We start from the raw sequence: 18,908 nt of genomic DNA on the forward strand, positions 1-18,908 counted from the left end.
TCCGCTAACCCCTGGCCCCAGCAAACAAATTTCTACATGTGCTTGACTACAGGGCAAAGTTCCGTAGAATACGCAGCGCTTGGTGAGGCCAGTCATCGGTTCGCCAGGTGTCGTGCAGCAAGCCGGCGGGGTGTAGCGCAGTCTGGTAGCGCGCCTGCTTTGGGAGCAGGATGTCGGGGGTTCGAATCCCTCCACCCCGACCACAACTTGTTGTTTGGTCAGAAGATTTTTTGATCGAGAGTTGTGGTCAGGCGTTCGGTTTTGTAGAATGCGCCCATAGCTCAACCGGATAGAGCAACGGCCTTCTAAGCCGTAGGTTGCAGGTTCGAGTCCTGCTGGGCGTGCCATCTGCTGGCATGCGACAGGCAGGGGCGAAGCGGTGCTGCGTAAGCGTGGCAGCGAGAAGTGCGCGGAATATGCAATGGTGGATGTAGCTCAGTGGTAGAGCCCCGGATTGTGGCTCCGGTGGTCGTGGGTTCGATCCCCATCATCCACCCCATTCATGTTTCGTGACATCGTTGACCGTTATCAGGCAGTGCTCGAGGTTATGGTGGATGTAGCTCAGTGGTAGAGCCCCGGATTGTGGCTCCGGTGGTCGTGGGTTCGATCCCCATCATCCACCCCATTTCCTCTCTCTTTCGTAGACTATTCCAGCTTGTTCTCAAAGTATTTTCTCCTGAATCCATTTCCCCTTGTCGTGCCGGAACACCAGTATGGTGTCAGGTGCGCCTTTCGGTGTTCCCAGCGGTATTCATTGGCATTGATTTCGGCCACTATTATAGTGCCGTTCAACTGATTTCTGTCCTTTCGGCCCTTGTAATATGTGAGTGCGCCCCCATGTTCCGCGGTACGGCGCTTGCCAGTGCCTCACAGGATTCATAAAATCACTCCTTTGATGTTTATACGTCTTTCCAGTACGCCCTAGTCGGTAGAGGATTATTCATGCAAGTTTCCGTCGATACGACCTCCCAGATCGAACGCCGCATCAATGTGCAGGTGCCGGCCGCCGAGATTGATGAGGCCGTGGCCGCCCGTCTCCAGGAAGCCGCCAAAAATGTCCGTCTCGACGGCTTCCGCAAGGGCAGAGTGCCGATGTCGGTGATTCGTCAGCGCTATGGCAGCGAAGTGCGCAACGAGGTCGTGGGCGAGGTGATGCGTGAGCGCTATGTGCGCGCCATCACCGACGAAAAGCTCAACCCGGCTGGCTATCCGCAGATCGAAGCCAACGTCAATGAGGCAGGCAAGGATCTCGAGTTCACCGCCATTCTGGAAATCTATCCGGAGATCGAGCTGGCCTCCGTCGAAGGTACTGAGGTCGAGCGCCCGGTGGTTGAAATCAGCGATGCTGATGTCGAGGAAATGATCGAGACGCTGCGCAAGCAGAACGCCGACTGGCAGGTAGTCGAGCGTGCCGCCGAGGATGGCGATCAGGTCAACATCGACTTCCAGGGCTTCCTGGGCGATGAGCCGTTCGAGGGCGGTAGTGCCGAAGGCCATGACCTGGTGCTGGGCTCCGGCAGCTTCATTCCCGGCTTCGAGGACCAGTTGGTTGGTGCCACCGCCGGCGAGGACAAGGAGATCAAGGTCACCTTCCCCGAGGACTACCAGGCTGAGCAGCTTGCCGGTAACGAAGCTACCTTCAAGGTCAAGGTCAACGCGATCAAGGGCCAGCAGCTGCCGGAAGTGGATGACGAGTTCATCAGCAAGTTCGGTGTCGAGGACGGTGATGCTGAAGCCTTCCGTGCCGAAATACGCAAGAACATGACTCGCGAGGCCACTCAGGCTATCGAGAACCGTGTCAAGCAGCAGGTGCTCGAGGCACTGAAGAACGCCAACGACATCCCGGTTCCGCAGGCACTGATCCAGCAGGAAACGGACGGTCTCAAGCGTCAGGCGGCTCAGCAGTTCGGTCTGGGCGAGGACTTTGATGTCAGCCAACTGCCCAACGAGCTGTTTGCCGAGCAGGCGCGCAGCCGTGTTCAGGTTGGTCTTCTGCTCGCCGAAGTGATCAAGTCCAATGAACTTGATGCCAGCGACGACGAGATCAAGGCGCGTGTCGAGCAGCTCGCTGAGCAGTACCAGCAGCCTGAACAGGTTGTCGAGTACTACATGGGCAACGATCAGATGAAGACTCAGGTCAAGTCTGCACTGCTCGAGGAAAAGGCGGTAGAGAAACTGCTCGAACAGGCTGCTGTCAAGGACGTGGAAATGTCCTATCAGCAGGCGCTGGCTGCGGCTCAGCAGCAGTCAGGTGACGACGCCGAAGAGGAAGACGGCGAGCAAGCCTGATATCACTCGGGGCTGGTCGGTCGATCAGCCCCTTGTTTCTTCCCCATTCACCGTAAGCAGGGACATCTCCCATGAGCAATGAATTCGACATTCGCGCCGCAGGTGGTCTGGTGCCCATGGTGGTCGAGCAGAGCGCACGCGGCGAGCGCGCCTACGATATCTACTCCCGGTTGTTGAAGGAGCGCGTGATCTTCCTTGTCGGCCCGGTAGAAGACCACATGGCCAATCTGCTGGTGGCTCAACTATTGTTCCTCGAGTCGGAGAACCCGGACAAGGATATCCACCTGTATATCAACTCTCCCGGTGGTGCGGTGACTGCCGGTATGGCCATCTACGACACCATGCAGTTCATCAAGCCTGATGTCTCGACGCTGTGTATCGGTCAGGCGGCTAGTATGGGAGCGTTGCTGCTGGCGGGCGGTGCAGCGGGCAAGCGTTTCTGTCTACCCAACTCGCGGATGATGATTCACCAGCCGTTGGGTGGTTACCAGGGCCAGGCCAGCGATATCGAGATCCATACCCGCGAGATCCTCGGGATTCGCGAGAAGCTCAACAATATTCTTGCCCATCATACCGGCCAGGATATCGAGACCATTGCCCGGGATACTGATCGTGACAACTTCATGAGCGGTGCCCAGGCAGCCGAGTATGGCTTGATCGATGCGGTGCTGGATAAGCGTCCGGCATCCTGATAGCGTGGTAGTTTCCACGCGCTGATTACCGATTACCCGGTGGCCCCTGAGGGGGCCGCCGCTGCCAGAGAGGTACGCGAATGGCCGACGGCAAAGGCAAGGACGACAACGGCAAGCTGCTGTACTGCTCATTCTGTGGCAAGAACCAGAATGAAGTGCGCAAGCTGATTGCCGGCCCGTCCGTATATATCTGCGACGAGTGTGTCGATCTGTGCAACGACATCATTCGCGAGGAAGTTCTCGATGCCGATGCCGAGAGCGATGAGGAGCGTCTGCCTGTTCCGCGCGAAATTCGGCACACCCTGGATGATTATGTGATTGGTCAAGACCGCGCCAAGATGGTGCTGTCGGTGGCTGTCTACAATCACTACAAGCGTCTGCGTCACAGCAGCAAGGACGAAGTCGAACTTGGCAAGTCCAATATTCTGCTGATTGGCCCGACCGGTAGCGGCAAGACTCTGCTGGCCGAGACCCTGGCGCGTCTGCTCAATGTTCCCTTCACCATCGCTGATGCGACCACGCTTACTGAAGCGGGTTACGTGGGCGAGGATGTCGAGAACATCATTCAGAAGCTGTTGCAGAAGTGTGACTATGACGTGGACAAGGCCGAGCGCGGTATTGTCTACATCGATGAGATCGACAAGATCTCACGCAAGTCGGACAACCCCTCGATTACACGCGATGTGTCCGGCGAGGGTGTACAGCAGGCACTGTTGAAGCTGATCGAGGGCACTACGGCCTCAGTGCCACCTCAGGGTGGCCGCAAGCACCCGCAGCAGGAATTCCTACAGGTCGATACCAGCAATATCCTGTTTATTGTGGGTGGTGCTTTCGCAGGGCTGGACAAGGTGATCCGTGATCGTGCCGAGAAGGGCGGTATCGGGTTCAATGCCGAGGTCAAGAGCAAGGACGAGACGCGTGGCGTTGGTGAGCTGCTGCTCGATGTCGAACCGGAAGATCTGGTCAAGTTCGGCCTGATCCCCGAGTTCGTCGGGCGTTTGCCAGTCATCGCGACGCTGACCGAGTTGACCGAGGAAGCTCTCATCCAGATTCTTGTTGAGCCGCGCAACTCACTGGTCAAGCAGTATTCTCGCCTTTTCGAGATGGAAGATGTCGAGCTGGATTTCCGTGAGGATGCATTGCGTGCCGTCGCCAAGAAGGCGATGAAACGCAAGACCGGTGCTCGCGGCCTGCGTTCGATCCTCGAGTCGGTATTGCTCGACACCATGTACGAGATCCCCTCTCAGGAGGGCGTTTCCAAGGTGGTGATCGATGGCACGGTGATTGCGGGAGAAAGCGAACCATTGTTGATCTACTCCCAGCAGGAAGCGGAAGAGCAGCCACGCGTCGACGGTACCGACGGCTGATTCTGTCGCTCTTGATCTGCGACGCCAGACAAGGGGCCGCATATGCGGCCCCTTGTCTTGCAGGCCCGCCAATAGTCGCCAGGGTGAGCCCACCCTTGTAATGCCTCTGGAATGCCCCCATTCCTGAGGGATTCATCCGCTATGTTTGAGGAACGTCTGCGATGCAGCAGAACGCCGAATCGACCTTGAGTCTGCCCCTTTTGCCACTGCGTGATGTGGTGGTGTACCCGCAGATGGTAATCCCGCTGTTCGTCGGTCGAGAAAAGTCGATCCAGGCGCTGGAAGCCGCCATGGCAGCCGACAAGCGAGTGCTGCTGGTGGCACAGCGTGAGGCAAGCAAGGACGACCCAGACAACGAAGACCTTTTCTCGATCGGTACCGTTGCCGAGATCATGCAGCTGCTCAAACTGCCTGATGGCACGGTGAAGGTGTTGATCGAAGGTGAGTCGCGTGCCGACATTCACCAGATTGATATCGTTGAAGAAGGCTACAGTCAGGCCAGGGTGGTATTGCGTGCCAGCGAGCCGCTCAGCGAACGTGAGCAGGAGTCTCTGGTTCGCGTATTGCTCAATCAGTTCGAGCAGTACGTCAAGATGTCGAAGAAGGTACCCAACGAGGTACTGAACTCGCTTGCCGGCATCGAGGATCCTAGCCGGCTGGTGGACACCATCTGTGCGCATCTTTCATTGCGCATCGGCGACAAGCAGGAACTGCTCGAGATGGATCGCGTGCGCGATCGTGTCGAACACCTGATGGCGCTGATCGAGGCCGAGATTGACCTGCTTCAGGTAGAGAAGCGCATTCGCTCCAGGGTCAAGGACCAGATGGAGAAATCCCAGCGCGAGTATTACCTGAACGAACAGATGAAGGCCATCCAGAAGGAAATGGGTGAGCTGGAGAATGTTCCCAACGAGGCTGACAAGTACGAACAGGCGATCAATGAATCCGGTATGCCGAAGGAAGCTGCCGACAAGGCTAATCAGGAACTCGGCAAGCTGCGCATGATGTCGCCGTCATCGGCCGAGGCCACCGTGGTTCGTTCCTACCTCGATTGGCTGGTATCGGTGCCCTGGAAGAAGCGTACTCGGGTCAAGCATGATCTGGTACATGCGCAGCAGGTTCTCGACGAGGATCACTACGGCCTGGATGAGGTCAAGGAGCGCATTCTCGAGTACCTCGCTGTGCACAAGCGCGTGAAGAAGCTCAAGGGACCGGTTCTCTGTCTGGTGGGACCGCCAGGCGTCGGCAAGACCTCATTGGGCAAATCCATCGCCCGAGCCACCAACCGCAAGTATGTGCGCCTTGCATTGGGTGGTGTGCGTGATGAGTCCGAGATTCGTGGCCACCGTCGTACCTATATCGGATCGCTGCCCGGTAAGCCGATTCAGCGCATGGCCAGGGCTGGCGTCAAGAATCCGCTGTTCCTGCTCGATGAGGTCGACAAGATCGGCATGGATCACCGCGGGGACCCGGCCTCGGCGTTGCTCGAGGTGCTGGATCCCGAGCAGAACAACGCATTCAGTGACCACTACCTGGAATTGGACTACGATCTGTCGGAGACCCTGTTCATCTGTACCGCCAACTCGATGAACATTCCCGGGCCATTGCTGGATCGTATGGAAGTCATCCGACTCCCCGGTTATACCGAGGACGAGAAGCTGGCCATTGCCACGCGCTATCTGGTTCCCAAACAGCTCAAGGCCAACGGTTTCAAGGATGATGAGCTGCATTTCGGAGAGGATGCGCTGCTGGAGCTGATTCGCTACTACTCTCGTGAGGCGGGGGTACGTGAGCTCGAGCGTCAGATTGCCAAGGTCTGCCGTAAGGTGCTGCGTGAGCGTCTCGAGAAGGAAAGCAAGGAAGGCGCGCTGGCGCCTGGAGCGCTGGCGGCCGAGGACGTTGAAGCCTATGCTGGAGTGCGTCGCTACAGTTACGGCCTGGCCGACCAACAGGATCAGGTTGGGCGGGTGACAGGTCTTGCCTGGACATCCGTGGGGGGAGAACTGCTCAATATCGAGTCGGTGGTGACCCCTGGCAAGGGCCGACTCAACAAGACCGGGTCGCTGGGCGACGTGATGAAGGAGTCGGTCAGTGCGGCCCAGACAGTGGTGCGTGCTCGCGCTGAGTCACTGGGCGTGGATCCGGAGCGCTTCGAGAAGGAAGACCTTCATATCCACGTTCCGGAAGGGGCAACACCCAAGGATGGTCCCAGTGCCGGTATTGCCATGGTGACTGCAATGGTGTCAGCCTACACTGGCCGTGCCGTGCGCTGTGACGTGGCCATGACCGGTGAGGTCAACCTGCGCGGCGAGGTCATGCCGATTGGTGGGCTCAAGGAGAAATTGCTGGCGGCCAGGCGCGGTGGTATAAAGACTGTGCTTATACCGGAAGAGAACCGTAGAGATCTCAAGGAAGTTCCGGAAAATATCAAGGATGCATTGAAGATTCATCCTGTACGCTGGATTGATGAGGTGCTCGAGGTGGCCTTGTCGGCAAGGCCCGAGGCAAAATCAGAAGATTCCCTGGCCTCCGATTCCACGTCGTCTCACTCAATGGTCAGTACACACTAGTGACTTTTTCGTCATGATGTCGGTCGGAAAAAGCCGTCATCATGCGGATTAGCAAGGAAGGTTGCTTGACAGGTCTTTCGCCGCATTGCTATAAACTATCGCCATGCTGCGATCGTGCCTGTCGGCAGGAATAATCGCTGTTTAGTTTCAATATCCGTAACAGTCAAGGGGTGAAGTGTGAACAAGTCCGAGCTGATCGATGCCATTGCTGCGTCTGCCGATATTCCGAAAGCCGCCGCTTCTCGTGCACTGGACGCCATGGTTCAGTCTGTCACCGATAGCCTGAAGAAAGGTGATAGTGTTTCTCTGGTCGGTTTCGGCACTTTCTCTGTCAAGGAGCGTGCCGCCCGTACTGGTCGTAACCCGCAGACCGGCAACCCGATCCAGATCAAGGCAGCCAAGGTGCCCAGCTTCAAGGCCGGTAAGGCTCTGAAGGACTCTGTCAACTAAGGGAATTCTGTCCCTGTTGGCTCGACCGACCTCAGGCGGTATCGAGGTCGGTTCCTGAAAGGCGCATCGCTTGAGCGGTGCGCCTTTTTCGTGACCCGGTAGACGTCATTGATGAGTTGATGGCGTTGGAGAGTCCGCCGCATTTGTCGGTCACCGGGATTCGTGAGCTGGATGCGGTCGCAGTCGCGAGCACATGACGTATAATGTGGCGCGACCCGAATCAACCCCTTTCGCAGAGGCGTTCATGCTGCAGAGTATTCGTGATCGATCCCAGAGCTGGATCGCCAAGGTAATCATTGGAGCCGTGGTCATCGCCCTGGCGCTGTTCGGTGTGGAGTCGCTGATTGGCCTGTTCGGGCAGTCTGGCGACGAGGTAGCCAAGGTCAATGGCCAGTCGATCAACCGTCAGGAGGTCGAGAGAACGGTCCAGAGGGCCATCCGCAGCGGTCAGGTGCCGCCGGAGCAGGAGCGTCAACTGCGCGGCCAGGTGCTCGACCAGATGATCGTCCAGCGGCTGATGAACAGCTACGTAGAAGACGGTGGTCTGGCGATGTCCGACCAGCAGCTGGATCAGATGATCGTCAACCTGCCGGACTTCCATAACGACGAAGGCAAGTTCGACAGTCAGCTGTATCAGCTGCGCCTTCAGCAGATGGGCTACACGCCTCTGGCATTCCGCGGCCAGCTGCGTCAGGACTTATTGAATCAGCAGGTTCAGCAGGGTCTGGCGGCCAGTGATTTCGGCCTGCCCGGCGAGCAGCAACGTCTGATCGAGTTACAGACCCAGGCACGCACCTTCCGCTACCACACCTTGATAGCCGCTGACCTCGAGTCACCGGTGGAAGTCAGCGACGCGGAAGAGTCGGCGTATTATTCCGAGCACCAGCAGGAGTTCCAGCGCCCGGAGCAGGTCAAGATCAATTATGTGATGCTGGATCGCAAGTCACTGGTGGATGACGTCACGGTCGATGAGGACGAGCTGCGTGCTGCCTGGGACAGCCAGCAGGCTGAGGCCCCGCGCACGGTGTCGCACATCATGGTCACTTTTGGCGCAGACCGCAGCCGAGAGGAAGCCATGTCGATCATCGACGAGGTGAAGAATCGTCTGGCGGAAGGCGACAGCTTCGCTGATCTGGCTGCCGAATACTCCGACGATGTCGGTAGTGCCGACAACGGCGGTGATATGGGCGAGCTGGTACGTGGCAGCCTGGGGCTGCCGGCATTTGATGATGCGGCCTTTGCACTCGGTGAAGGTGATGTTTCGGATGTCGTTGAAACCGACAACGGCCTGCACCTGATCAAGGTCACGTCCATCACCCAGCAGCCCTTCGAGGAAGTGCGGGATCAACTGCGCCAGCAACTGGCCGAGAGCCAGGTTGCCAGTACCTTCAATGACAAGGCCCAGCAGTTGATCGATGAAAGCTATGCGGCGGACGACCTTGCGAGTGTCGCGGATGACCTCGGACTGGAACTCCAGAACAGTGACTGGGTCGGTCGTGACGGCGAGGAGGGCGTGCTTTCCGAGCCGGGCGTGATGGATGCGGCCTTCAGTTCTGAAGTGCTCGAGGATGGCTATAACAGCGAAGTCATTGAACTCGACGATGACCGTCGTCTGGTGCTGCGTGTGGCTGACCATCGTGAAGCCACGACTCTGCCGCTGGAGGAGGTCAAGGATCAGGTGACTGAGGCGGTGCAGAATGACAAGACGCGCAAGGCGTTGCTGGCTCTCGCCGAGGAGCGTATCGCGCAGCTGCAGAGCGGTGAGACACCAGATATCGAATGGCAGCGAGCTGATGATGTCACCCGCCAGCAGGCCCAGTTGCCGGACACTGTGATGCAGGCTGCCTTCCGCTTGCCTCATCCCGAGCCGGACGCCGTGGTCTATGGTCGCGCAGTGGATGGCGATCAGGTCAGCCTGATAGCTCTCGAAGAGGTGGCTCAGGGCGAGTCGAATGAGCAGATCGACTCTCTGTTCACCAACATGGGTGAGCAGGTTCGTCGTCGTAGTGCAGTGCAGGGCTGGGTCGAATATCTGCAGCAGACCGGCGATATCGAACGCCAGTAGGCGGGACTCGTGTAAGGGGTCGAACGACTCAACGGCAAGGGGCGCCATCTGACGCCCCTTGCCGTTATCTGGCATGTCGGAAACGCACGACCTCCTTTGTCTGTGCCGGTTCAATCATCCCGGCATTGAATGAGGGGTGAACGGGCAGGGCTGCTCTGGCCAGGTATGCTTGCTGTGCCCTATCTTGTGCTTTCAGAACGAATGTTTTGGCACAGGGGGCGGTGATGGATACGGATGAGCACGCTGCGCCCGGCGGCACGGCATACTGGTTGTTGCTGGTGTTTGCGTTGCTTGTATACCTCGTGGCTATCCTTGTTACGTTCGGGCAGACGTACGACACGGCACTTGATCTTCATTTTGCTGTTCGGGGTTTTGCAGGAGTGCTCGGAGCGCTGGGTATTCTGGTCGGGGTCGCTCGCTATCGCCCACGCCATTGCATTCCCTGGATTCTGCTGGCGGCAATGTCGGCACTGTACGCCGCACGTCCGTTGCTTCGATTCGGTATTCTTCCCTACCAGGACTGGTTGGTCCTCGTTATCGTTCTTCTCCAGGCTTGTGCCATCGTTGGGGCGTTGTTGGCGTTTGCCATTACGCGTCGTGTGCTGGCCAACAGCGATGTGTGGCTGGAGGCATCGGTGGTGGTCCTGGCGGTTGGCGCATTTCATTTCCATGTTTCCGTCTCGCCGGGTTGGGGGCATGGCGACTCGACTTTCGAGAAGGCGGCTTTCGCGCTGGTGGCGCCACTGGGGTATGTGGTTCAGAGCGGCCTTCTGGTAGCGCTGCTTTACAGCCATCATTTTCGGGGCCTTGCCGCCCGGCTGGTGTTTCTCGCCGTAGGGCTGGATATCGTCGTCGATGGGGTAGGCTATCTGGCATACTCCGAGTCCAATGCACTGCAGGTTGCCATCTTTGACGTCGCGCCATTGGTATCGCTGACCTGGATGGCAGCAGCGCTGCATCCCAGTATGCTCGAATTGGACGGGGGTGCGGCGAACCGTAGTCATGGGTGGAACCCGGCCAGTGGTGCGACCATTGGCATTGCGGTTGTCCTGCCGTTCCTGGGCGTATTCTTCACTGGGGTCATTTCGCTTGGGGCCGTGGTGGTGATGCTGACTCTTGTCGGCGGTGCTGTCGCATTGCTGGTGTTGAGGATCCGCCACACCATGGATTCTCTCGCTGCCGCAAGGGCCCATAGTGAGCTTCGGGCCTGCACCGATCCGCTGACTCGGTTGTTGAACCTTCGAGGACTCAAACAGGCTATTGCCGCGCGTCCAGGCGAGGCATTCATTCTGGTCTACCTCGATGTTGATCAGTTCAAGTTGCTCAATGACCTCAACGGTCATGCATTCGGAGACGATCTGCTGCGCCAGGTGGCCCAGCGTTTGACGGCCGCTGCCTCTGACGCAGTTGCCGTAGCGCGCATCGGTGGCGATGAGTACGCCATTGTGCTTTCCGCAAGGGAGCAGGACGCAAGGCGGGTAGTGGATATCCAAAGTGTGTTTTCGCAACCCTTCGTCATTGATGGGGTCAGTGTCCGTGCCTCGGCGAGCATTGGTCTCGCCAGGGCAGAGTTGTCGCAGCAGGCATGGGCTTCCTCAGCCGAGAGTCCGTCGAAGGTGCTCTCTGAGGTGATGCGTCTTGCTGATATGGCACAATACCAGGCCAAGCACGAAGGCGGTGATCGTGTTGTGGTCTACGACGAGGCACTCGAACTCGACCTCAAGCGCCGGGCATTGATTCTAGGTGCCCTGAAGGGCGATCTGGATGAGGTTCTCGAACTGCACTATCAGGCCATTGTTGATATTGCCACCGGAGAGGTAGTGGGAGCCGAGGCACTATGCCGGATGCAACACCCACAGTTGGGAAACGTCAGTCCTGCCGAATTCATCGAGATTGCCGAAGGTCACGGCCATATCCATGCGCTGGGTGACTGGGTATTCCAGCATGCCGTCGCGGAATTGATCACCGCTGAGGTATTGCTTCCCGAGCGCTTCAGCCTGTCAATCAACCTTTCGCCAAGACAGCTCCGCTCACCCCAATTTATCAATGAATTACTGATGTGGGCTGATGCCCACAAGAGCTTGATTGACCATGTTCGTCTCGAGATCACAGAAGCGGCATTGGTGGACAGTGAAGCCTGTGAACGAATCGGTAGCCTGCGCGAATCCGGTTATCGAATTGCGATCGATGACTTCGGCAGCCGCTATGCATCACTATCGAACCTGCATCGCTATCGAGTTGACGTACTCAAGCTTGATCGCGAGTTTGTCGCCGATATTGCCAATGACAGCATGTGCAAGGCGGTCATCATGGCTGTTGTTCAACTCGCGAAAGTGCTCAAGGTAGACGTCATCAGTGAAGGTGTGGAAACCAGGCAGCAGGCGGGGATCTTGTATTCTCTCGGGTGTGAATTCGGACAGGGATACCTTTGGCATTATCCGGAGGCTGGGCTCGTCACTCATGTACATACGGCAACCAGTCGGACTCAACTCGCCGCATCCTCTCACAATGGAGAGGACGGCGATCAGTAAATCAGGTATGAGCCCGGCATGCTTTCATGTTGGGTTAATGGCGGCACAGGAATGTGTCGCCGTCGGCCATCCGGCCGTCGCGAGACTGCGCCAGTGGGGTGCGGACGACAATCAAATCGATCAGGATGAGCTATTTGATTGCCATGTTAATAATCGACGACTGTCCTGCAACTGGTATTCTTGTGTCTCGTGCTCAGGAGAACGTCGGTGCCGTCAATTCCATGCCATGTGATCAGTGGTTTTCTGGGCAGTGGCAAGACCACGCTTATTCGCCACTTGCTCGACCACAAGCCAGCTGCCGAGCGCTGGGCTGTACTCATCAATGAATTCGGCGAAGCGGGTATCGATCAGGCCATGCTGCCTGATGCGTCGGATATCGTCGTCCAGGCACTGCCGGGAGGCTGCCTGTGCTGCCAGCTTGCCGTGACATTGAAGATGACGCTGGTGCAATTGATTCGCCGTCATCGGCCGGACCGTGTCCTGATCGAGCCATCCGGGTTGGGTCACCCTGCCGGGTTGCTGGAGGTGCTGCAGGATCAGGATCTGGCCCCGGTTCTCGACGTGCGTGCAATGATCACGCTGCTTGATCCACGTCGGCTGTCCGACTCGCGTTATCTCGAGAACCAGACCTTTCGGGACCAGCTGGCGATGGCTGATGCGCTGGTTGTCAGCAAGACGGACCTGGCCACACCGCAGCAACTGCGTTCAGCGGATGAGTGGCTGGAGCGCCGTTGGCCACCACTGCAGTGGGTGGAATGGGTGACGGGTGGCAAGTTGCCGATGGAGCGAGTGCTGGGGGCTTCGTCCCGTGTCGGGGACATACCGTCGAGGGCTGTTGACCATCCTCTGCCGGATCTTGCAATGGCTGGCGCGCCGATGCTGACGCTTGATATGGATGTGATGCCGAAACCCGGAGAAACCAGGGTTCAGCGGCGCACGGCCCTGGGCTATCACACTCTCGGGCTACGTTGGCATCCCGCGCAGCGGTTTGACCTGCAGCACCTGTCGTCAGCGCTGGAAGCCCTGCCGGAAGGCTGTCGCATCAAAGCGGTGATCCACGCGGGGCAGGGCTGGCGAATCCTCAACAATGGAGATGGACCGTTGAAGGCTGAAGGCACGCCGTGGCGAAGGGACTCACGCATCGAGATTCTCTGGCCGGAGGACCTCGTTCTGGATAGCGAGGCCCTGGTTGCCAGGTTTCAGGCCTGTCGTACAGGAGTGATCGAGGACTGACCCTTGTCAGTCGTTCGTTTCACTGAAGACGAATCTACTGAGCTCGATCCCGGTGTCGTCGGCACGGATTTCCCAGCCGTGCTCGCGGGACCAGTCGCCGAGAACAAATCGCACTGCCTGTTCATCATCGAGTTGTTCCACCGGGTGCACGGCTGGGCGATGAGTGTGGCCGTGAATCAGGGTGTTCACCTGGTGCTCCTGCATCACGCGGACCACTTCCTCGGAAGTGACATCCATGATGTCTTCGGCCTTGGTGCTGTTGGCCTCGCCAGACTGTTCGCGCATGCGCTGGGCCAGCGCGAGACGCTCGGGAATCGGCATCGCCAGTACACCAGCCTGCCATTGAGGGTTGCGAGCCTGGGCGCGAAAAGCCATGTAGGCTTCATCGCGGGTACACAGACTGTCGCCATGCATCAGCAGTACCGGTTTGCCGGCCAGTTCGATGATGCAGGATTCAGGCAGTAACTCGGCACCCGCCGCTTCGGCAAATTGGTCGCCGAGCAGGAAGTCACGGTTGCCGTGCATCAGGTAGATGCCGCAGCCGCGTTCGCTGGCAGCACGCAGTCGTGCCGCGACTTGATTGGCCAGGGCAGCGTGGCCTGTGGGGTCCTGAGCTCCCAGGGCCATCAGGTCATCGCCAATCCAGGCGTCGAAGAAATCGCCGAGAATATACAGGGTCACCGGTCGTTGAGTGTTACGCTCCAACCAGGCGAAGAAACCTTCGGTGATCTCGGGAGCGGCCGGATGCAGGTGCAGGTCGGATATCAGCAGAGTGGTCATAACGGCTCATCTGGCGGGAAACTGGCGAAACACGCCCGCGTGGCGGGCGTGTGGCGGCAGGGGCTGGAGTCGCCGACTATCAGGCGTCTTCCTTGACCCAGGCGCGTTCGATGATGACATCCTCGGCGGGCACATCGGCATGCATGCCGCGGCGTGTCGTCGGCACTTCCTTGATGCGATCAACCACATCCATACCATCCACGACACGACCGAAGACACAGTATCCCCAACCTTGCATGTTCTTGCCGGTATGGTTGAGGAAGTCGTTGTCGCCGACGTTGATGAAGAACTGTGCGGTAGCAGAGTTCGGGTCCTGGGTGCGGGCCATGGCCAGGGTGCCGACGGTATTCTTCAGGCCATTGTCGGCCTCGTTCTCGATCGGCGCGCGAGTAGGCTTCTGCTCGAAGTTGGTATCGAAGCCGCCGCCCTGGACCATGAATCCATTGATCACACGGTGGAACAGGGTTCCATCATAGAAGCCGTCGCGGACGTATTGCTCGAAGTTGGCCGCTGTTACCGGGGCTTCTTCATGATTGAGTTCGATACTGATGTCGCCAAAATTGGTTTGCAGAATGATCATTGACGAGTCCTGGTCGTTATATTCAGCGGTTCCGGGGAACTGGGCTGACAAGTTGTCTGGCATGGCTTGGCGCCGTGCCGGGGCGTGACGCTATAATAGCGGTTTTGCTTCCTGGCGCGAAGCTGGGACAGATAACTTGTCCTGACTTCCACTTCGACCACCACCAGAGGTTGTTCCATCAACATGACCACCGAGACCACTAGCGCGCCGAATTTCATTCGCAATCAGATCAGCGAGGAAATCGAGGCCGGACGGTCGCAGAAGATCGTGACGCGATTCCCCCCCGAGCCCAATGGTTTTCTGCACATCGGGCACGCCAAGTCGATCTGCCTCAACTTCGGACTCGCGGAGCAATTCGGTGGTGACTGTCATCTGCGTTTTGATGACACCAATCCGGCGAAGGAAGAGCAGGCCTATATCGACGCGATCAGGGAAGATGTTCACTGGCTGGGATTCGAGTGGGCCGGGGATGTGCGTTACGCCTCCGACTACTTTGATCAGCTCTATGCCTGGGCGCAGCACCTGATTCGCGAAGGCAAGGCCTATGTCGACGATCTGTCGCCCGATGAGATTCGTGAATACCGCGGAACTCTCACCGAGCCCGGACGACCGAGTCCTTATCGTGAGCGCAGTGTCGAGGAGAACCTCGACCTGCTCGAGCGCATGCGCACAGGGGAGTTCGCCGAGGGGGAGAAAGTGCTGCGGGCGAAGATCGATATGGCATCGCCGAACATCAATCTGCGCGATCCCATCCTGTATCGCATTCGTCACGCCTCCCACCACCAGACCGGTGACAAGTGGAAGATCTACCCGTCGTACGATTTCACTCACGGGCAGTCGGATGCCATTGAAGGCATCTCCCACTCGGTCTGTACCCTGGAGTTCGAGGATCATCGGCCGCTGTACGAGTGGTTCCTGGCCAATCTTCCGGTGCCGACCACTCCGCGTCAGATCGAGTTCGCACGACTCAACCTCAACTACACCCTGACATCGAAGCGCAAGCTCAGGATGCTGGTTGACAACGGTATCGTCGATGGTTGGGATGACCCCCGTATGCCGACCATCTCCGGGATGAGGCGTCGCGGTTATACCGCCGCATCGATTCGCAAATTCTGCGAGATGATCGGAGTGACTCGTGCCGATGGCGGTCTGGTCGAGATTGCCATGCTGACCCATGCCATTCGCTCGGATCTCGAAGACAACGCTCCTCGGGCCATGTGTGTGCTCAAACCGTTGAAGGTGGTGCTGACCAACATTGCCGAAGACCATGAAGAGGTCTACGAGGTGCCGGGACATCCGGCGCGGGAGGACATGCCGCTGCGCAAGGTGCCATTCAACCGTGAGCTGTGGATTGATCGTGATGACTTCATGGAAGAGCCGCCGAAGAAGTTCTTCCGCCTGGCGCCGGGCAAGGAAGTACGTCTGCGCAACAGCTACGTGATCCGCTGTGATGAAGTGGTCAAGGATGCCGACGGTGAGGTTGTCGAGCTGCGTTGCAGCGTCGACCTGGACACCCTCGGCAGAAACCCGGAGGGCCGCAAGGTCAAGGGCGTGATCCACTGGGTCAGCGCTCGGCACGGTGTGCCGGTTGAGGTGCGTCTGTATGACAACCTGTTCATGGTCGAGCAGCCCGACAAGGACAAGGATGCGGATTTCCTCGAACACCTTAACCCGGAGTCGCTGGTGACCGTCAACGGTGTCGCTGAGCCGAGTCTGGCCAATGCCCGGGGGGAGGATCGTTTCCAGTTCGAGCGCGTTGGCTATTTCTGTGCCGACCGTCACGCGAGCCGTCCCGACCATCTGGTGTTCAACCGCACCGTGGGCCTCAAGGACAGCTGGGCCAAGATCCAGAAGAAGGGCTGACATGCAGATCTACAACACCCTGACTCGTACCAGACAAACCTTCACTCCGATCGAGCCGGGCAAGGTGCGCATGTATGTCTGCGGTATGACCGTCTATGACTACTGCCATCTTGGTCACGCCCGAGTGATGGTGGCGTTTGACGTCATCACCCGTTATCTCCGTCAGCGTGGCTTCGATGTAACCTATGTGCGCAACATCACCGACATCGATGACAAGATTCTGCGCCGCGCCGAGGAGAACGGTGAAACGATCAGCGACCTCACCGAGCGTATGATTGCCGCCATGCACGAGGATGAACAACGGCTGTTCGTCCTGCGTCCGGATCATGAGCCGCGGGCCACGGGGCATATCGGTGAGATCACCGCCATGATCACCACCCTGATCGACAAGGGCTACGCCTACGCAGCGGATAATGGCGATGTCTATTATCGCGTGCGCAAGTTCGAAGGATACGGCAAGCTCAACAATCGTGACCTGGATGACATGCGTGCCGGTGCTCGTATCGACGTCGATGAGCACAAGGAAGATCCGTTGGATTTTGTGTTGTGGAAGGCGGCCAAGCCGGGCGAGGCCAGTTGGCCGTCTCCCTGGGGGGAAGGCCGCCCGGGATGGCACATTGAGTGCTCGGCGATGTCGACCTGCTGCCTCGGGGAGACCTTCGATATCCACGGTGGCGGACCGGACCTGACATTCCCGCACCATGAGAACGAGATTGCCCAGAGTGAAGCGGCCACCGGGAAGACTTACGTCAACACCTGGATGCATGCGGGTGCGGTGCGTGTCGACAGTGAAAAGATGTCCAAGTCGTTGGGCAACTTCTTCACCATTCGTGAAGTGCTCGAACAGCACGACCCCGAAGTGGTGCGCTATCTGCTGGTGGCCAGCCACTATCGCAGTGCGATCAACTATGCGCCGTCATCATTGAATGAAGCGCGCAAGTCTCTGGAGCGTTTCTACACGGCTCTGGAAGGTGTCGAAGTCACGGATGGGGAGACCCTGGAGGTTGGCCCCGGCGATTATGCAGCGCGCTTTACTGCCGCCATGGATGACGACTTCAATACGCCGGAAGCATTATCGGTGATGTTCGATCTGGCTCGTGAGCTCAATCGTGTACGTCAGGAGGACAGCAGCCAGGCGGAGGTACTGGCCCGTGAACTCAAGCGCCTGGGCGCCGTGCTGGGACTGCTGCAGCAGGCACCTGATGCCTTTCTCAAGGGTGCTGCTGGGGGACTGGCCTTCAGCGAGGATGAGATCGAGGCGCGTATCGCCGCCCGAGCCGAGGCCAAGAAGGCGCGTGATTTCACTGAGGCCGATCGCATCCGTGATGAGCTGGCGGCCAACGGGATCCTTCTCAAGGATTCCCGAGAGGGGACCAGTTGGGTGGTGGATCGTAGTGGTGGATCGTAGCGGTGGGCCCAGCCAGGCCTGACCCAGGTCGATCAGTCAGGCTGGTCGGGCGGTAGAGGAATCTGGCCGGGCCAGTCATTGCCGACTACAAGGATGCGTCGTCCGAAATCTTCGGGCGGCGCATCGTCGTTTGTGGGGGTTGGATTGGCGGCGAACTCCATGGGATCACGGCACAGCATCAACTGCACCGGTGTTGCCCAGGTGGCGAAGTGCGCCGCCAGGGTGCGACTCAGCGTACGGCGTGGTTGCCAGTGCCCGGGGTGCGGTGGCGCCAGCCAATGCGGGCGCGCCAGGCAAGTGCCGAAGGTCAACCGAGGGTGTTCGGCGCACAGGCGGGACCAGTCTCGCCAGTGGCACCATAATCCCTGCAGTGCGTTCGGCGCCGTTATCGAGGGCAGTGGAAAGTCAGGAGCGTGCCAGGGGCGGAACAGCACACCGGGCATGGCCATCTGGGGATCGGGAGTGGATGCAGGGGGCTGAAGGTCGAGAGCACCGAGCCGCTCGACCAGTGCCTGTTGTGCCGCGGGCCGGCACATCAGTGGTAGCTGATGGTGGCTGAGGTGGCTGACCTTGAGTGCCAGACTGTCCAGCCCCCCTGGCCCGATCCAGCGGGCTGCGCTATCAGGTTGTTGGGGTCCTTCGGGAAGGCCGAGATAGAACTTGATGGCCACCTCCAGATGCCGGTAATCCCCTTGCTGGTTGCGGTAGACCATGTCCAGTTCACCGAGCGTGCGTCGCTCGACGCGTACCGGGACGTTATGGGCCAGCAATTCGGTACCGGGTGCCGTTTTCAGCAGGAATTGCCACAGACGTTCGTGGTAGGCGCCGAGCCGACGAGAGTTGCTGCTTTCCAACCAGGCTTCCAGCGCCAGGGGGTGTGCATCCAGTTGCTGGAGAAAGCTCATCAGTGATTCATTGTCTGCGAACCCCAGACTGGCAAGGTCCGGCCGCCCCGGCCACTGTGTGCAGACCAGGTCGGGGGCGTCAGTCAACCATGCCAGATCGCGCACCAGAGGGTGCTCGAGGCTTGACTCGGTGATGCTCAGCGGCTCGTATTGGCTTGATGACATGGCGTTTTTC

At 58.7% G+C, this 18,908-nt stretch carries 14 protein-coding genes and 4 tRNA genes; 15 read left to right on the forward strand and 3 right to left on the reverse strand.

Annotated features, from left to right (window positions below; all coding sequences use genetic code 11):
• The first annotated feature begins 126 nt into the window (after positions 1-126).
• From BUE38_RS15680 to BUE38_RS15735, 13 genes are all read left to right on the forward strand, one after another.
• A tRNA-Pro gene (locus tag BUE38_RS15680) sits at positions 127-203 on the forward strand.
• Positions 204-270: 67 nt separating this feature from the next.
• Positions 271-347, forward strand: a tRNA-Arg gene (locus BUE38_RS15685).
• Positions 348-424: 77 nt separating this feature from the next.
• Positions 425-499 (forward strand) — tRNA-His (locus BUE38_RS15690).
• Positions 500-550: 51 nt separating this feature from the next.
• Positions 551-625 (forward strand) — tRNA-His (locus BUE38_RS15695).
• A 317-nt stretch (positions 626-942) separates the two neighbouring features.
• Positions 943-2,289 carry a trigger factor gene (tig, locus tag BUE38_RS15700; protein WP_073436188.1) on the forward strand — a complete coding sequence of 449 codons (1,347 nt, stop codon included), beginning with the start codon at positions 943-945 and terminating at the stop codon, positions 2,287-2,289.
• A gap of 71 nt (positions 2,290-2,360) precedes the next feature.
• A complete protein-coding gene (gene clpP, locus BUE38_RS15705; RefSeq protein ID WP_073436189.1) occupies positions 2,361-2,981 on the forward strand; it encodes an ATP-dependent Clp endopeptidase proteolytic subunit ClpP in 621 nt (206 codons plus the stop codon).
• 80 nt (positions 2,982-3,061) lie between these two features.
• A complete protein-coding gene (gene clpX, locus BUE38_RS15710; protein WP_073436190.1) occupies positions 3,062-4,348 on the forward strand; it encodes an ATP-dependent Clp protease ATP-binding subunit ClpX in 1,287 nt (428 codons plus the stop codon).
• A 161-nt stretch (positions 4,349-4,509) separates the two neighbouring features.
• Complete coding sequence (lon, locus tag BUE38_RS15715; protein WP_073436191.1) at positions 4,510-6,918, forward strand: endopeptidase La; 2,409 nt, start codon at positions 4,510-4,512, stop codon at positions 6,916-6,918.
• 177 nt (positions 6,919-7,095) lie between these two features.
• Positions 7,096-7,368 carry a nucleoid-associated protein HU-beta gene (gene hupB / locus BUE38_RS15720; protein ID WP_073436192.1) on the forward strand — a complete coding sequence of 91 codons (273 nt, stop codon included), beginning with the start codon at positions 7,096-7,098 and terminating at the stop codon, positions 7,366-7,368.
• A gap of 244 nt (positions 7,369-7,612) precedes the next feature.
• Positions 7,613-9,433, forward strand: a complete 1,821-nt coding sequence (locus BUE38_RS15725) for a SurA N-terminal domain-containing protein (protein WP_073436193.1) — start codon at positions 7,613-7,615, stop codon at positions 9,431-9,433.
• A 224-nt stretch (positions 9,434-9,657) separates the two neighbouring features.
• Entirely contained in the window at positions 9,658-11,964 is a 2,307-nt protein-coding gene (locus BUE38_RS15730; RefSeq protein ID WP_073436194.1) for a putative bifunctional diguanylate cyclase/phosphodiesterase, read from the forward strand.
• A gap of 37 nt (positions 11,965-12,001) precedes the next feature.
• On the forward strand, positions 12,002-12,196 hold the full coding sequence (locus tag BUE38_RS22660) for a hypothetical protein (protein ID WP_143166357.1): 195 nt from the start codon (positions 12,002-12,004) through the stop codon (positions 12,194-12,196).
• Positions 12,172-13,197: a CobW family GTP-binding protein gene (locus BUE38_RS15735; RefSeq protein ID WP_234987064.1), complete on the forward strand. Its 1,026-nt coding sequence runs from the start codon at positions 12,172-12,174 to the stop codon at positions 13,195-13,197. Before BUE38_RS22660 ends, BUE38_RS15735 begins: the two co-directional genes overlap by 25 nt.
• 6 nt (positions 13,198-13,203) lie before the next feature.
• On the opposite strand, the gene BUE38_RS15740 is transcribed toward BUE38_RS15735, so the two are convergent.
• The gene (locus tag BUE38_RS15740; protein WP_073436196.1) at positions 13,204-13,977 is read right to left on the reverse strand and encodes a UDP-2,3-diacylglucosamine diphosphatase; all 774 of its coding nucleotides are present in this window, start codon (positions 13,975-13,977) and stop codon (positions 13,204-13,206) included.
• Positions 13,978-14,056: 79 nt separating this feature from the next.
• Positions 14,057-14,557 (reverse strand): peptidylprolyl isomerase, encoded by a 501-nt coding sequence (locus BUE38_RS15745; protein ID WP_073436197.1) that lies wholly within the window; start codon positions 14,555-14,557, stop codon positions 14,057-14,059.
• A 183-nt stretch (positions 14,558-14,740) separates the two neighbouring features.
• Between BUE38_RS15745 and BUE38_RS15750 the strand changes: the two genes are divergently transcribed.
• Positions 14,741-16,420 carry a glutamine--tRNA ligase/YqeY domain fusion protein gene (locus BUE38_RS15750; RefSeq protein WP_073436198.1) on the forward strand — a complete coding sequence of 560 codons (1,680 nt, stop codon included), beginning with the start codon at positions 14,741-14,743 and terminating at the stop codon, positions 16,418-16,420.
• A 1-nt stretch (position 16,421) separates the two neighbouring features.
• Complete coding sequence (cysS, locus tag BUE38_RS15755; protein ID WP_073436199.1) at positions 16,422-17,828, forward strand: cysteine--tRNA ligase; 1,407 nt, start codon at positions 16,422-16,424, stop codon at positions 17,826-17,828.
• Between the two features lie 32 nt (positions 17,829-17,860).
• Here the strand turns inward: cysS and BUE38_RS15760 are convergent, their stop codons facing one another.
• Positions 17,861-18,898: a DUF1853 family protein gene (locus tag BUE38_RS15760; RefSeq protein WP_073436200.1), complete on the reverse strand. Its 1,038-nt coding sequence runs from the start codon at positions 18,896-18,898 to the stop codon at positions 17,861-17,863.
• Positions 18,899-18,908 lie beyond the last annotated feature (10 nt).

Source organism: Halomonas cupida (assembly GCF_900142755.1).
Lineage (GTDB): Bacteria > Pseudomonadota > Gammaproteobacteria > Pseudomonadales > Halomonadaceae > Halomonas > Halomonas cupida.

Excerpts from the sequence above, each read along its gene's own strand:
- BUE38_RS15760 (WP_073436200.1), bottom strand. The coding sequence starts at position 18,898 with ATGTCATCAAGCCAATACGAGCCGCTGAGCATCACCGAGTCAAGCCTC.
- lon (WP_073436191.1), top strand. The coding sequence starts at position 4,510 with ATGCAGCAGAACGCCGAATCGACCTTGAGTCTGCCCCTTTTGCCACTG.
- cysS (WP_073436199.1), top strand. The coding sequence starts at position 16,422 with ATGCAGATCTACAACACCCTGACTCGTACCAGACAAACCTTCACTCCG.
- BUE38_RS22660 (WP_143166357.1), top strand. The coding sequence starts at position 12,002 with ATGGCGGCACAGGAATGTGTCGCCGTCGGCCATCCGGCCGTCGCGAGA.
- BUE38_RS15740 (WP_073436196.1), bottom strand. The coding sequence starts at position 13,977 with ATGACCACTCTGCTGATATCCGACCTGCACCTGCATCCGGCCGCTCCC.
- BUE38_RS15730 (WP_073436194.1), top strand. The coding sequence starts at position 9,658 with ATGGATACGGATGAGCACGCTGCGCCCGGCGGCACGGCATACTGGTTG.
- BUE38_RS15725 (WP_073436193.1), top strand. The coding sequence starts at position 7,613 with ATGCTGCAGAGTATTCGTGATCGATCCCAGAGCTGGATCGCCAAGGTA.
- BUE38_RS15745 (WP_073436197.1), bottom strand. The coding sequence starts at position 14,557 with ATGATCATTCTGCAAACCAATTTTGGCGACATCAGTATCGAACTCAAT.
- clpP (WP_073436189.1), top strand. The coding sequence starts at position 2,361 with ATGAGCAATGAATTCGACATTCGCGCCGCAGGTGGTCTGGTGCCCATG.
- BUE38_RS15750 (WP_073436198.1), top strand. The coding sequence starts at position 14,741 with ATGACCACCGAGACCACTAGCGCGCCGAATTTCATTCGCAATCAGATC.
- clpX (WP_073436190.1), top strand. The coding sequence starts at position 3,062 with ATGGCCGACGGCAAAGGCAAGGACGACAACGGCAAGCTGCTGTACTGC.
- tig (WP_073436188.1), top strand. The coding sequence starts at position 943 with ATGCAAGTTTCCGTCGATACGACCTCCCAGATCGAACGCCGCATCAAT.